We start from the raw sequence: 15,143 nt of genomic DNA on the forward strand, positions 1-15,143 counted from the left end.
TGCTGGAGATTAGAGCCAATCTTCTTTTAGCAAAGATTTAAGAAGCTCTACATTTGTTACTCCCAGCTTGGCAGCGATCTGCTGCTCTAATTCAATTTTGGTGATCATCATTCTGTTATTGCATTCTATACCCTTTGGAGTGAGGACAATATTTTTGTCACGCTGATTTCCTTCGACTTCAACGGCTTCAACATAACCACGGGATAACATGCCTTGAATGCTTTTATGCGTGCCCTGTCTTGAAATATGAATTATTCTACTGATTTCTGAGATCGATAACATTTCTCGGGCCTCAAGAACTGCAAGAATGTGGGATTCGGTCTTATTGATTTGATCCGGGTCTTTGTCTGTCACTATTTTACGTAAAGCTAGATGCTTCTCACTGAGTAAATCAATCAGGTTCATTTTTTGCAGCTGCTTATTCATTAGAACACTCCTAAATGATGGCTCGTTTATCCCAGTATAAGTCATTTGCGATTATTGTCAACTTGGTTGACTTGATTTGAGGATTTGTGTTATTGTAATCCAAGTTGACAATATAGAGATAAAAGGAGCTTGAAGATGGGAAGAAACAAAAAAGAGGCATTTTTATTTACGTTCATCATGTGTTTTTTGATGGTGCTGGGGATGAGTATTTACAATGTAGCACTAATGGAGGGTTGGTCAGGCACGATAGTTAAGGATGTGATTGTCGGCTACTTGCCTGCATTTATAGTTGCACTCATTCTAGATGTGTTTGTTGTAGGCAAGGTTGCGAAGGGGATCGCGCATAAGCTGGTTAAAGAAAATGATCCGATGATCAAAAAAATCATGTTCATATCCTTTTTTATGGTGACCGGAATGGTATTGTTCATGTCCTTCTATGGCGCAGTTCTCCATGTTGGATTTTCTGCTGAACTACCAAGAGCTTATCTGTCTGCCATAGGTAAAAATTTTATTTTTGCACTTCCACTGCAAATCATTTTAGTTGGGCCGCTTACACGATTTATTTTTGTGAAAATTACTCCAGCTGTGTCTGCGTAGGGAATAAATCAATAGAAGCAATGTACAACAAAACGCTCTCCGTCTGCCCGAATAAGCAGAAGTGAGCGTTTTGTTTTTTTAAAGATTAGAGACGTTTATCTATGGCTCGCTCGTTTACGCAAGCGCGTGAACTCTCTTTTTTACAGGTTCGAGTAGATTTAGGGCATACTCATTTCCGCTACCTTTGGGACTATCGTTACGGATATGCTCCTCCAGACATAATCTGGAATTGTGATCCGCTTGATAATCAGGATGAGTATCCAGATACCCCATTAGGGCTTGCCATGAGCCGTAGATATCATCAGTGCTTTCTGTCAAAGCATAGAGGCCGCCGTCGAGCCGCATTTCCTTTAGATGAGCTGGTATCTTCACATTTTCCGGAATTGAGGCACAGAATCCATATCCGTAAGGTTTATTCTCACCACTTGGATGCGGGTTCGTATTGCCGCCAAACAGCCGTGCTGTGCCTAATAGTTGACTAGCGTCCAGCCAATCATTAACTGGAATCATAGCTTCATCTTCTGGAGAGGTACTAACCGCAACATTGTAGGCAAATCTCATAGCTGGGAGAGTAATGAATCTTACATGAATAGGGGTAGAGTGATTAATAGTTGGCATAGATATAACCTCCTCAGTTTTAGTCATACCATCCGATGGACTGCATGACTTTTCGTTTAGTTCAGATAATAATTGATTTGTAATGGGTTCCTCGAGATGGGCGGATATCCACTGTAAAAAGAGATGGATTTCACCTTCTCTATTTGTTAGTTCTGTTTTTTGATTGTGAATAGAAGCCGCTTGCTGGCTGAGCGCTTCGTACATGGACTGAACGGACATATTTTTAAGCACGGTTCCAATATCCTTGATGCTAATATCCAGCTTTCTTAATAATGAGGTAACCCGAATGGCGAGTATTGCTTTCTCATCATAAATCCGCCAGCCAGAGCTGCTGTCCCGCTTACTTTCAAACAATCCTTGTGCTTCCCAGTGACGCAGAGTCCGACTCGTCAGTCCGAATTGCGCAGAAAGCTTATCAATGGTAACAAATCCGCTCATAGACAACTCCCATTTCATAGTTTGATAAGGCGCCTTATGTGGATTATTTTAGCATTTAACGTTACGTCAATTGCAAGGAGAATTAATGATTGGGTATTCGACATAATTTACATTTCTCATACAAAACATTGTCCAGTATTTAACGTCCAGCTTCTACAATCAAGATATTGGTAGAATGTACCTATTGCAATATGAAGCTTTATACGGAGGATGATATTGTTGAAAGCTAGGTCTATGCATCTAACTATGAAATGGAAGTTGATTTTGAGTTTTTCCGCCGTTGTTCTTTTCTTTTTGGGAGTAGCGTTTTATCAAAACCATAAAATCAGCCAAGTGGAGATTTCTATGGAAACGCAAAAAGCTGAGATGGAAAAACGAATTACCGTGTCTATAATTATGCAACTGCTGCAGGAAATGAATGCGGTAGAATCTTCGTTAGCGGGTTCGAGTGATTTGGAATTCGTCCAACCTTTTAAGGACAAGCAAACAAAGCTGACTAAAGAGTTGGCGACGGTGAATTTTGCGGCAGATTCGCCGGCATTTAAAGAGTTAGAACAATTACATAGTCAGATTGGGGAATATACGGGATATTTTGACGAATTGGTAAAGACCATAGAAGACGAGCAGCTTGATCCCATGAGTGTGCTGGAACAAATCGATGAATTACATACGAAAGCTACAGCGTTGAGTGAAGTCATGCTAGTGACTAATGAACAATTGTATACGGCAGCAGCAGAGAATGCAGAAAAAGCACAGGATTATTCTTTTGATCTGCTTAATCTGACCACCTCTATAGTTGCTTACGCAGCTGTGCTAGTGTTTATTTTCACATTAGTGATTGCGGTTATGCTCATACGTTCCTTCCTCAATCCTATTCATAAACTGCAAGTGGCTCTGCGAAAAATTGCCGAAGGAGATTTGCGTCAGCAGATTAATTCACCTTACAACGATGAGTTGGGCAGTTTGAGTCATCATTTTGATCATATGGTGGAGCGGGTCCGGGAAATGCTTCAGCATACCCAGTCAGTAGCCTCTTCGCTGGCAACTTATTCGCATTCTTTTCAAGAATCTTCATCTATAACGGCGCATACGAATCAAGATATCGTAAGCACTATACAGGAAATCTCGGTAGGCGCAGAACAGCAGGCAGGACAATCTGAGCAGAGCGCTGGCCTGATACAGGAGCTGGAACGTGAAGTGAATGAGATCACGGAGTATACCGAGGTTATGCTGGCTACCAGTCAAACGGCTAATCACAATACTCGTAAAGGATCTGAATCCGTCATCGCCCTCCGGGAGGTGTCTGAGCATTCGCGAGAATCTGTTAATAAAGTATATCTGGCTTTAACCAAACTGAGTGATCAATCAAAGGACATCTCGCGCATCACTAAATCCATAACAGATATTTCTAATCAGACCAATATCCTCTCACTTAACGCAGCAATTGAAGCAGCCCGGGCAGGTGCCTACGGAAAAGGGTTCGCTGTCATCGCTGATGAAGTAAGACAATTATCTGTGCAGACCAAAGAGTCCTCCGTACATATCAGTCAGATTATTAGCGAGCTGCAATCCGGGATGGATGAATTCCAGCAATATATGCTGGTGACCAAAGGAAATCTTGAGGAACAGGATCATAAAGTGGCCGAAACGTTGTCCTCTTTTGAAGCGATTGATCAATCTATTGTGGAGATTAGTAAACAGATTGGGCAAATTCACGACAAAGTGGATATGACTCAGACTATGAACCGTAGACTCGCAGAGTCTGTGCATGCCGTCGCGGCCATCGCCGAGGAAACTGCGGCCGGGGTGCAAGAGGTGAACGCCTCCAGCGTACAGCAGGATCATGCTATCCGTGATATAGCCCGTCAAGCCATTGAGATTAACGAAATTTCGCAGAATTTATTCAAAGAAATCAACATTTTTAAGATTAATTCGGATGGGGACGATGGGGTCAGCGATGAAGGTGGTAGGGATACAAAGCATGCTGGCAATCCAGAAGCTGGGGACACATTAGGAGACGCATTAGGAGACGCATTAGGAGATGATACATTAGGTGCTGGTGATCCTCCAGATGATGGCGGTACTCCAAATGATGGTGGTACACCAAATGCAGACGGTTCTAAAGAGGGGTCTTATCTGACAATCTCTGCTTAGCTCAGCGGGAATTAGCATTAGTAGCGTAAGGTGGAGTAGAGAGTAGAGAAAAGAGTAGGGAGTAGGGAGTAGGGAGTAGGGAGTAGGGAGTAGGGAGTAGGGAGTAGGGAGTAGGGAGTAGGGAGTAGAGAGTAGTGAGTAGGGAGTAGTGAGTAGAGTTTAGAGATGAGAGGCTAAAGTTTAGCGCTTAGTGAGGTTCTACCTGCCGTTTTGATTTTAAGTGTATTTTATACAACTAAAAAAGTTTGTATTTAGCTTGATTAGGGTTTAGTTGTATTTAGTGCAGTTATTTAGAGGCGAAATGACGATAACGGTGGTTTGGTGGGGATATAATTGCATGAAATACAACTAAAACCAGATGGGAGTGCACATACCTGAAAATAGTTGTATAGAGTGCAATTAACTCAACGTATAATTGTGTTTGGTTACATGAAGAAGCTGGCTCATTCGTGGGAGTGTCCACGAAAAGCCAGCTTTTTATCGTAGTAACATAGTTAGTAATTAGTCCTCGTACGTTTGATTTAGGGTGCTAACTAACTCTGGGAGCCAGTCGCTTAGAGTGAGAAACTTGTATCCCTCCGATTGAGCTTTAGCTGTATCCATAAACCAGGATTGTGTGATCCCGAATGGAGAATTATGCGCATCCGCTGTTTCGCTTAGAATGACGGCTTGTTTTCTGGTCTCTTTTTCAATAAGCGAGATAAGGTCTTTAATACTAACGGTACCGTCTGAGCAAGCGTTGAGAGGACCCGTCAACGTCGAGTTGCCGAGCCAATACAGAAAATCAGCGGCTTCGTCCGAGCGGATAAAACAGATATTTGCATCTGGATTCGGAATCCCGATGGGCAGTTCGTTACGTACATGTTCTATATGAAAATGGAGTCTTCGTGTATAATCGTCAGTTCCCAGAACAATCGGAAAGCGGACAGCAGCTACAGGGAAGTTAGCTTGTTGGATAAGGACGGCTTCCGCCAGTCTTTTCCCCTCCTGATAGGTGAAATCCTTTCGTCCTCCATAACGAATTGGGTACGTTTCAGGATCGAATATCTCTTCTGTCAGCGCTTGCTCACTGAAATCATAGACAGATAAACTTGAAGTCAGTATGTAACGCGTGGTTTTGCCGTCAAAAATACGGCGCGCCTGATCCGCTTCATCAGGTGAAAAACAAATATTATCGTAAACCACATCCCAACTCGTATCACCTAATGCTTGAGCGAAGGCCTCCGGTTGAGACCGATCTACCTGTATCCGGTGAACGAGATTGCCAAAAGGATCGCTTGTTTCCCCGCGCGTTAATATGGTGACTTCGTTCTTAGAATCCTCAAGCAGACGCTCGACCAAACGTTTTCCAAAAAAGCGTGTGCCGCCTAAAATAAGAATCTTCCTCATCAACCTCACTCCTTGATTGCTATTAATGGTTATTAAAACGACTGTTTATTGGTTTATATAAAGCTTCTGACTCATTGTAGATAAGCAGCGGGATCAGCCAGATCAGCAGCAATGTATTGAGTTTTGAGTGATACAAATTGGACTAAAGGGAAAGAGTTAGTTTGATTGTACCTCGTGCAATAGAATTCGTATTAGAGTGGAGAAAATTTGATCCTGTTGCACTCTATACAATCAATGGATGAGCAAGTGACATTAAACTAACTTTTCACCAGAATCTATTGCAGAGAGTGCAGCAGATTCAATTTTTGCGGCCAGGACGGCGGATTCTGTTGCACAATATGCAACGTTTGTAGCTAGTTACCACAAACCGCCCAAATGTTAATTACACATTAAGCGCACTAATCACAATCATATCTGTTCGTTTTTAACGTAATGAGACACTTAGCTGCCCGAAATCCAGCTTAACGAAAAACTACGCCACCATACACATTCCTGGCGTGGTATAGTTCCAGCTGTTTGAACTGATTCCACCAGTTTGGAAGGTCTGGAAGCCTTGCAAGCTTTGGCTTGATACCGCCATTACAGGTTCCTGACTTTCGTCCGCAAATACAAGCTCGATCAGCTCGGCAATTTCCCCATGTTCATACGCGGCTGCAAGGCGGCTCAAGACGATCTGCATGGCTGTGTCCTGTGGTAAGGAAGGACCATCGGCCTGAAGAAGCTCTTGTCTTACGAGAGGGAGGGCTTGCCGGGCTCGGTGCAGAGCGGCTTTTATTGCCCCTTCTGTGGTATCGAGAATGTCGGCAGCTTCCATTGCAGAGTGTCCCAATACATCTCGAAGCAGGAACACCGCCTGCTGCAGCGGAGACAAATGCTCCTGTAGTGCTTGAAAAGCAGCTTCAATCTCAAATGAACCATACTCCGCAGAGGCCTCAGTGGGGGACTGATCCAGCTCCAACACTCGTGACAAGGTGGCTTTTCGCCGCATGATATCAATCCATGTGTTTCGGGCAATCCGAAAAAGCAATGCCTCAGGATTTGGGTGATTTGTAGAACTTGTATGATGAGTAGAATTTGCAGGAATCGTAGAATGCATTGCAGATTTTGTAGACGGTGCAGTCTTAGATGGCGTTACAGCCTTTGCAGACGTTGCAGTCTTAGATCGCGTTACAGCCTTAGCAGACGTTGCAGTATTAGCAGACGTTGCAGTATTAGCAGACGTTGCAGCCGTAGAAACCATATAGTTCATTTGATTAGTTTGATTAGTTTGATTAGTTTCAAGTTTTTGATTAGCTCTATTAGCTTCATTAGCTTTATCATTTTCAATGGTTTCTTTATTTTGTTTAACTTCATTCATTGGACTGTTCCCATTATTTGCGCTCGTTGGGTTCGAAGTCTTCATATAACCTAGAGCCTTGACCCATGTATCCTGAGCTAAATCATCGGCATCCCACGGGGATTGTGTCAATGCAAGACAATATCGCTTCAGAGCTATCTGCAAAGACCTGGTGTTACTTTCATCCGGCGCATCTCCGGTGCTAAGCTTCTCAAGGATGATCACTCTGCATAACTCCTTTTCCAGTAAGGTGATTTCGATTACTTCTAATAATAAACGAATGAGCAGGAAATTAAGATACGCAATTTTAAAAAATAAAAATTCTCACGCCTAAAGTATCCTATCCCCATACTAATCCGTTTACAGGGTAGATTTCAAAACTCTAAAACACATGGAGGTCGAATACGGATGGCGTACGTTCCTTATGTAGTCGAACAAACGAATCAAGGTGAAAGATCTTACGATATTTATTCGCGGCTGTTGAAGGACCGGATAGTGTTCGTAGGTGCGGAAATTGAGGATCAGCTGGCTAACAGTATTGTTGCCCAGTTATTGTTTTTATCAGCAGAAGATCCGGATAAAGATATACACATGTATATTAATTGTCCAGGTGGCTCTATCACCGCAGGCTTCAGTATTTATGACACGATGCAGCTTATTAAACCGCCGGTGAATACCATTTGTACAGGAATGGCGGCTTCTTTTGGTTCTTTGTTGTTATTGGCTGGGGCCAAAGGGAAACGTTATGCCTTGCCGAATAGCGAGATTATGATTCATCAGCCGCATGGTGGGGCGCAGGGGCAAGCTAGTGACATTGCGATCAGTGCCAAACGTATTTTGAAGGCAAGGGAAGTGCTTGTGCAAATTACAGCGGACCGAACTGGGCAGACGGTAGAGAAGGTACTGCAAGATATGGATCGAGATTATTTCATGTCAGCCGATGAGGCGGTTGAATACGGAATTATCGATAAGGTCATCACAAATCTCTAAGACGAAGGAGTGAAGAAGGCTATGCTGGAGGTTTTGCAGGGAAAAGAGGTAACAATCTATTTTGTGGATGGCTCCAACGCTACAAAAGGAGTGCTGGAAACGGTAAGTGAAAAGTTCGTCAAATATCGGACGGATTTTGAAGAGTTTTATATTCCAATCAGCTCGATCTGTTCTATCTCTCTAGATACCAAAACGCGTGAACGAGCCAAAGTAGGATTCACACAATAACATCAATAACATCATCTGTATAAAAATGGGCTAGGAGCTCCTCAGCTCCTAACCCGTACTTTCCCGAATAGCCAAATAATGAGCCACATTTGCATGATGCGGCACAACGGTCTCCCCTTTAATCAGCTTGATTAAGGTTCGAGTGGCGGTCATCCCAATCTCCGTTCCTGAGTATTCAACCGAGGAAAGCTTAGGTCGAACGATAGAGGCAATGAAGCTGTTATCAAATCCGAACACGGCAACATCAGCTGGCACCCGTAGACCGTTATCGATTAAATGATTCATGGCTCCAACTGCCATCCAATCTGTAGAGCAAAACACCGCAGTAGGTAACTCCCCGCTATCCATAAGTCGGCGCATGGCGTCGCTCCCATCTTCGACGGCCATCGCACTTTCTACTACCCATTCTTTCCTTAAGGTTATGCCTGCATCCATAAGGGCTTGTAGATAGCCTTTATACCGATCCCCGCCCACTGCATTATCTCCCGAGCCACGAATCATAGCGATTTTGCGATGACCTTTTTGAATCAGATAAGTAACAGCTTCATAAGAGGCAGTTATATTGTCCAGATGAACGGAAGGAATCGTATCCACCTGCGATTGTTGCCCGACAAGCACGCAAGGTGTATTTGAGTTGCGGATGATCTCCAAATGTTCATGGTTTGGAATAGAACCCACAAATATATTTCCTTCTGTCCCCATCCGCTGGAACATCTTCAAATAATGTTGTTCACTTTCTGCACTGCCGTCCGTTAATCCGACCATAATGTCGTATCCATACAAATCCGCGAGATCGCGAATGCCAACATTGAAGTCATCCAGTACAGTGTTGCTATTCTGCGGAATGATCACACCGATCAGCTGTGTATTAGCTTTGTCCGTTTCAAGGCCGATGACATTCGAACGGTAGTTGGTTTGTTTAATAGCTTCCAGTACTCGTTTACGGACATCATCGTTAACTGGTTTGCTGTTATTGATTACCCTGGACACCGTAGAGATCGAAACGTTTGCCAATTGGGCTATATCTTTTATCTTTACCTTCAAGAAGATCACCATAACTTTCCATATGATTCACTTGGTGTTTCAACTCTCGCAAGCATATCACGGATAGCTTCAAGAATCCAAAAGATTGTTGTTGACCTAGGAAATAAAAGGTCCTATAATGATCGCTGAAGGAAAATTATTTCCTTGAAAAAAGCTTGTTTTGCACGATAAAGTTGAATTTTTGCTAAAAACAATAACTGAATTATTAATTCTAATGAATTTCGGGAAAATATTTTCCTGTGAAGGGTATATGAATACGAAGGAGCTGCATGCATTGAACAGAACATGGTGGAAAGAAGCCACAGCGTATCAAATTTACCCACGGAGCTTTATGGACAGCAATGGTGATGGTGTAGGCGATCTGCAGGGAGTCATTTCTAAACTTGATTATTTGCAGGAGCTTGGCATCAATGTCATTTGGATCTGTCCTATTTATAAATCCCCAAATGATGATAATGGTTATGATATTTCGGATTATCAGGATATTATGGCGGAGTTCGGCAGCATGGCCGACTTTGATCAGCTGCTGCACGAGGTTCATGCACGAGGCATGAAGCTGATTCTGGATCTAGTGATTAATCATACTTCGGACGAACATCCATGGTTTGTTGAAGCACGTTCAAGCAAGGATAATCCGAAGCGGGATTATTATATTTGGAGTGATCCCAAGGACGGGAAGGAGCCGAATAACTGGGAGAGTATTTTCAGCGGTTCGATTTGGGAGCTTGATCCCGCCACAGAGCAATATTTTATGCATGTATTTTCCAAAAGACAGCCAGACCTCAACTGGGAGAATCCTGAGGTGCGCCGTGAATTGTATAGCATGGTCAACTGGTGGCTGGACAAAGGAATCGACGGCTTCCGGGTGGATGCCATTTCACATATTAAAAAAATCACCGGACATCCCGATCTGCCGAATCCACAGAATCTTCCGTATGTTCCGTCTGGCGATGGGCACATGAACCGTGAAGGGATTCACGATTTCTTGCAGGAGCTCAAGCAGGAGACGTTTGACCGATATGACATCATGACAGTTGGCGAAGCGAGTGGTGTAAATGTTGATCAGGCGGAGTCGTGGGTGGGTGAAGAGCAAGGCAAATTTAATATGATTTTTCAATTCGAGCATTTAGCTCTTTGGAATAAGAGTGTGACAGGTGGATTGGATGTTCTGCAGTTAAAATCAGCGCTCTCCCGTTGGCAAAAAGGTCTTGAGGGCAGAGGCTGGAACGCATTGTTCATCGAAAATCACGACCAGCCGCGTTCAGTTTCTACTTGGGGAAATGATGGCCAGTATTGGAAAGAGTCAGCTAAATCGTTGGCTACGATGTATTTCCTGATGCAGGGAACACCATTTATTTATCAAGGTCAAGAAATTGGGATGACCAATGTAAGATTTGAATCAATGGATGATTACGATGATGTGGCGATGAAGAACTTGTATCGTTTGGAGACTGAAGCCGGTAAATCACATGAAGAAGTCATGGAGGTAATCTGGAAGAACGGTCGGGACAACTCTAGAACACCAATGCAATGGAGCGACTCTGAAAACGCTGGTTTCAGCAGCGGCAAGCCATGGATGAAGGTGAATCCGAATTATACGGAAATCAATGTGGAGCGGGCGAAGCAGGACCCTTATTCCATCTATCATCATTACAAAAAGCTTATCGCTCTTCGGGCTGCTAATCCCGTTACTGTTTACGGGACATATGATCTCATTTTGCCTGAAGATGAACGTATTTATGCTTATACGCGGACGCTTGGAAATAAAAAACTGCTGGTCATGTCTAACCTGACAGCAGAGGAAGCACTGTTTGACCTTCCATTTGATTTGGAGTTTGATACTAGTGAATTGCTCTTGCATAACTATGAGGTTGATCCTGCGGAGCCGATTGAGACTGTCGCATTACGGCCTTACGAGTCCCGTGTGTATATGCTGGTTAACGCACCTGTAGAGCAAGAGGGTAGCAGTGAACTTGTACCTGTACAAGAGGTAAGTGAAGCTTCTTTTCCAGAAACCGTTTAATATATTCATTGTAATTCAAAGCGTCCGGTTATCCGGGCGCTTTTTTTGTTGCGGTAGTGTAGGGCTCTTGCACAAAATGAATGCGCTTACTTAGGCGAGTCGTATAAAAATATTATTTTTTCTATTATTTTTGTTCCCAAAATTAATAGAATACTATATTATGTTATGAATACAGATTCATATAAGTGTATATTCATTCAATTCGGGGTGAAAGTAGACAAAATTATAGGAGGTAAAAAATGTCCAAGAGAATACTATCTTTATTACTAGCTTTTACACTTATGATGTCGGGTCTGCTTCCAGCTGCATATGCAGGTGAAGTTGCAACCGAAATTAACCCGCAGGCGGTTGTTGCTCCGGTTTCTACGGAGAACACAGCTGATCCAGCGGTGCTTTCTTCAGAACAAACTACGGTAGCGACTGCTGTCTATGAACAAATAGCGGCGACAGTTTCCACAGAAGTATACAAAGCTTCTATGACGGAAGCTAGAACATTAGAATTGACTTTAGATCTTCCTGATGGGGCATCGCCTCAAGATATCATCTGGAATTTTGGCAGAACGGCGGAAGAGATGAAGCCGCTGGCAGAGTGGAAGAAATGGAATAAAGATGCGAAAGATTATTCAGGTAATCCTTTCGTAACAGTGACCTATGAGCCGATCTCAGGTTCAAAAGTAAAAGCTTTAATTCATTTTGATTTGCTGTACGGAGAGAATCTCTCACTAACGGGTATACGTGCAGAGTACGTTAAACGAGTGGGAATTTATAATCTAATCGGGACATTACCTGCTGGAGATGTGCTGGTAGAGCAGCAAGTCAAACTAAATCCATATGAAACCTATCATACATATGATGAGATTAAACCGGCGATCGATAGGATTACTGCTGAAAGCAATAATAAATATGATCGATATGTAGAGTATCAGCAAATTGGGACCTCAACTCAAGGTCGTGCCATTCATTTCTCTATTGTTGCTAAGGATAAGTCTTCAGTAGATCAATATTTGAACGAGACCTTACCGCTTATGATGAATGATCCTGAAGCCCTGCAAAAGAAAATTAACGACGGGGATCTGCAGGATTATAAGGTACCTATCTGGTTGAACAACATTCATGCCGATGAAGCCAATGGTGTCGATGTAATCATTAAGTTTTTGGATACGCTGATGACACAGCAAATTGTCACCTATGATACCACTGATGAGAATGGAAATCCGAAAAAGGTAGTTCTGAACATCGACGAAGCGCTTGACCATGTGATTTTCCTGCTTGATTATGTAGAGAATCCTGACGGTCGCGCGTTAAACACGCGTCAAACTTCAACACTGCTTGATCCAAATCGGGACAACTCTTACCAGACCCAGCCTGAGACACAAGCGGTAACTGCACAAATTGCTAAGTGGACGCCGCTTACCTTTTTGGACATGCATGGATTTGTAAGTGGCTTCTTGATTGAGCCTTGCACACCACCTCATGATCCTAACATTGAATATGATCTTGTAATGCCAAGTATGCTTGAGCAAGCAAATGCCATGGGGAAGGCGGGAATTGCTAATACTAAATATGATTCCTACCATATCCCTTATGAAGAATACGAAAAAACACAGCAGGATCCGAACTATAAAGGAACGAATGCAACAGGTTGGGATGATGCTTCACCGGCCTACACAGCTGTATATGCCATGCATCAAGGAGCACTTGGGCATACGATTGAAGTGCCTGAATTGAATGAAGATTCACTGGATGCCTTTTATTATGCGGCTTTGGGGGCAACCGATTATGTGATCAACAACAAGCAGGAACTGTTCCTGAATCAATTGGAAATCTTCAAACGGGGTATCCAAAATGAGAATACTAATGCTGCTGTTAAAGATTATCTAATCAATGCACAGAATGAGTCCATTGGACGTCCAGGGGTAGATGAGAATACGAATTTCTTCCCTGAGTATTACATTCTTCCGGTTGCAAAAGATTTGCAAAAAAATGATCTGGAAACCTACAAAATGGTTCAGTACCTACTGCGTAACAATGTGAAAGTAGAACGGACAACAGCCAGTGTAACTGTAGATTCTGTAGTCTATCCGGCTGGAACCTATGTGGTGAATATGCATCAAGCCAAAAGAGGTTATGCGAATCTTGTCTTGTATGATGGACTAGATGTCTCGGATTTTAATGAGATGTATTCAGATACGGTACAGAATTTCTCGGCTATGCGTGGTTTTGACCGATATATTAGCCGTTCTGTTGGAGCATTCACTGGGAAAACAGAACAGGTTAGCAGTGTAACGATCCCTAGTACGAATCTGGATCAATCTCCGTTCGAGCAAAATTATGTGATTAAAAACAGCAACAATGATGCGATAAAAGCTGTGAATGAGCTGCTAGCCAACCATAAGGCAGTGACACTGCTGGAGAATGGGGGGACGGGTTACGAGAAGGGAAGTTTCCTTGTTTCCAGATCCAACCTTAGAACGGTATCGTCTAAATATCTGCTGGATATTGTGCCGTTTAGTGCTTCAGAGAACAGAACGGGTAAATTGCTTAAGGCTCCTAAGGTAGCTATTGCAGGAGCGACTGCATTTATGCTGAAGGATCTTGGATTTAACGTAACTACGGATACAGTGGCAGCAGATGTTCTAATCAATTCGGGAACGAATCTGATTGCTACAGGTAAACCATTTATCGGTTATGGAAGAACGATGCTGAAAACTGTTAAAGGGCTTAAGGTCCTCCCTGGACTGGACTATTCAACTCCGGTCAATAAGGATGGCAAAGAAGATGCTCATGAGGGATTGTTTAAGGTTGAGGTCTCTCAGGACAATGTAATTACAGCGCCTTATGCCGATAGCGAATACCTCTACACGGTTTCCGCGGCTTATATTACAAAAGTGCCTGAAGGCGCAGAGATCTTGGCGAAATACGGATCAGGCGCTGACTTTTTCAAAGCAGGCTGGTGGCCGAATAACGAGGCTGCACAAGACCAAGTATTGGCGCTTACTTACAATACAGACAACATTCATGTGACGTTATTTGCGAATGATCTGATGAATAAATATCATCCGCAAAATCAATTCAGATTGCTTGCCAATTCAATCTATGCTGCCGCTCCAGCGGCGACTGAAGAGGATGGTATGGATAACGGGGTGAATGAACAAGAGCCAACAATACCTTCGACACCGTGGCAGCCATCTGTAACATCAACACCTGCACCGACCGTGCAGCCGTCTGCAACACCAACGCCAGCTCCAACTCCAACTGTGCAGCCGTCTGCGACACCAGCCCCAATAGGTTCTAACTTCACGGATCTAGGTAAGGTGGCGTGGGCAGCATCGGCGATTAAAGAGCTGGCGGCAAAAGGGATTCTGCAAGGGGTGAGCGATAATACCTTTGCTCCGCTTAAAGAGGTGACGCGTGCCGAGTTTATTACCATGATCGTGCGAGCTTTTGATCTGCTTGATGTGAAATCATCCGCTGCCTTCAGTGACGTGAAAGCTTCTGACTGGTCTTACGGATACATTGCATCCGGGGTCAAGAACGGATTGATTAACGGTGTAGGCAATGGAAAGTTTGATCCTAACCGTGCGATTACACGCGAGGAAATGGCAATCATTGTATCCAATGCACTTGAGAAATTTAAAGGCAAGTCGGTAAGTGATACAAATGCCGCTTTGGCTAACTTTAAAGATCAGGCAACAATCGCTGCTTACGGTAAAGAAGCGGTGGCATTACTAACTCAGGAAGGTATTGTGCAAGGTCTGACTGCGGATACCTTCGGTCCTAAAAACATTGCCAACCGTGCTCAAGCAGCAGTGATTATCGATAGGATGTTGAAGCTTAATTAAGTTTTAGATTCTTATAAAAAAAACAAAAATGCCCCTCAGCTATTTGGCTGAGGGGCAT

The 15,143-nt window shown here is 43.3% G+C and carries 11 protein-coding genes and 1 pseudogene; 6 read left to right on the forward strand and 6 right to left on the reverse strand.

The window, feature by feature from the left end; genetic code table 11:
- Window positions 1–9 precede the first annotated feature (9 nt).
- Complete coding sequence (locus tag MHI25_RS10390) at window positions 10–426, reverse strand: helix-turn-helix domain-containing protein (protein WP_038569750.1); 417 nt, start codon at window positions 424–426, stop codon at window positions 10–12.
- A 135-nt stretch (window positions 427–561) separates the two neighbouring features.
- On the opposite strand from MHI25_RS10390, the gene MHI25_RS10395 reads away from it, so the two are divergent.
- Window positions 562–1,023, forward strand: a complete 462-nt coding sequence (locus MHI25_RS10395) for a DUF2798 domain-containing protein (RefSeq protein WP_076191248.1) — start codon at window positions 562–564, stop codon at window positions 1,021–1,023.
- A 114-nt stretch (window positions 1,024–1,137) separates the two neighbouring features.
- Here MHI25_RS10395 and MHI25_RS10400 read toward each other — a convergent pair whose 3' ends face one another.
- Entirely contained in the window at window positions 1,138–2,097 is a 960-nt protein-coding gene (locus MHI25_RS10400; RefSeq protein WP_340395367.1) for a MerR family transcriptional regulator, read from the reverse strand.
- Between the two features lie 327 nt (window positions 2,098–2,424).
- On the opposite strand from MHI25_RS10400, the gene MHI25_RS10405 reads away from it, so the two are divergent.
- Window positions 2,425–4,233 carry a methyl-accepting chemotaxis protein gene (locus MHI25_RS10405; RefSeq protein WP_179086276.1) on the forward strand — a complete coding sequence of 603 codons (1,809 nt, stop codon included), beginning with the start codon at window positions 2,425–2,427 and terminating at the stop codon, window positions 4,231–4,233.
- Window positions 4,234–4,734: 501 nt separating this feature from the next.
- On the opposite strand, the gene MHI25_RS10410 is transcribed toward MHI25_RS10405, so the two are convergent.
- The 3 genes and pseudogenes from MHI25_RS10410 to MHI25_RS10420 form a co-directional block, all read right to left on the reverse strand.
- Entirely contained in the window at window positions 4,735–5,622 is an 888-nt protein-coding gene (locus tag MHI25_RS10410) for an NAD-dependent epimerase/dehydratase family protein (protein ID WP_340395368.1), read from the reverse strand.
- A gap of 472 nt (window positions 5,623–6,094) precedes the next feature.
- Window positions 6,095–7,024, reverse strand: coding sequence for an RNA polymerase sigma factor (locus tag MHI25_RS10415; protein WP_340395673.1), 930 nt, complete (start codon window positions 7,022–7,024; stop codon window positions 6,095–6,097).
- A pseudogene (locus MHI25_RS10420) lies at window positions 7,022–7,123 on the reverse strand (sigma factor); the annotation flags it as partial. The gene MHI25_RS10415 and the pseudogene MHI25_RS10420, both read right to left, overlap by 3 nt.
- A 243-nt stretch (window positions 7,124–7,366) precedes the next feature.
- Between MHI25_RS10420 and clpP the strand changes: the two are divergent.
- Both clpP and MHI25_RS10430 read left to right on the forward strand, forming a co-directional pair.
- Window positions 7,367–7,948, forward strand: coding sequence for an ATP-dependent Clp endopeptidase proteolytic subunit ClpP (gene clpP / locus MHI25_RS10425; RefSeq protein ID WP_036679301.1), 582 nt, complete (start codon window positions 7,367–7,369; stop codon window positions 7,946–7,948).
- A gap of 21 nt (window positions 7,949–7,969) precedes the next feature.
- Complete coding sequence (locus MHI25_RS10430) at window positions 7,970–8,176, forward strand: hypothetical protein (RefSeq protein ID WP_076125006.1); 207 nt, start codon at window positions 7,970–7,972, stop codon at window positions 8,174–8,176.
- A 48-nt stretch (window positions 8,177–8,224) separates the two neighbouring features.
- Here the strand turns inward: MHI25_RS10430 and MHI25_RS10435 are convergent, their stop codons facing one another.
- A complete protein-coding gene (locus MHI25_RS10435; protein ID WP_340395369.1) occupies window positions 8,225–9,220 on the reverse strand; it encodes a LacI family DNA-binding transcriptional regulator in 996 nt (331 codons plus the stop codon).
- 274 nt (window positions 9,221–9,494) lie between these two features.
- Here MHI25_RS10435 and MHI25_RS10440 point away from each other — a divergent pair, with 274 nt between their 5' ends.
- Both MHI25_RS10440 and MHI25_RS10445 read left to right on the forward strand, forming a co-directional pair.
- A complete protein-coding gene (locus MHI25_RS10440; protein ID WP_081383157.1) occupies window positions 9,495–11,243 on the forward strand; it encodes an alpha-glucosidase in 1,749 nt (582 codons plus the stop codon).
- A 239-nt stretch (window positions 11,244–11,482) separates the two neighbouring features.
- The gene (locus MHI25_RS10445; protein ID WP_340395370.1) at window positions 11,483–15,085 is read left to right on the forward strand and encodes a M14 family metallopeptidase; all 3,603 of its coding nucleotides are present in this window, start codon (window positions 11,483–11,485) and stop codon (window positions 15,083–15,085) included.
- The last annotated feature ends 58 nt before the right edge of the window (window positions 15,086–15,143 follow it).

It is taken from the genome of Paenibacillus sp. FSL E2-0177 (assembly GCF_037992975.1).
Lineage (GTDB): Bacteria > Bacillota > Bacilli > Paenibacillales > Paenibacillaceae > Paenibacillus_AQ > Paenibacillus_AQ odorifer.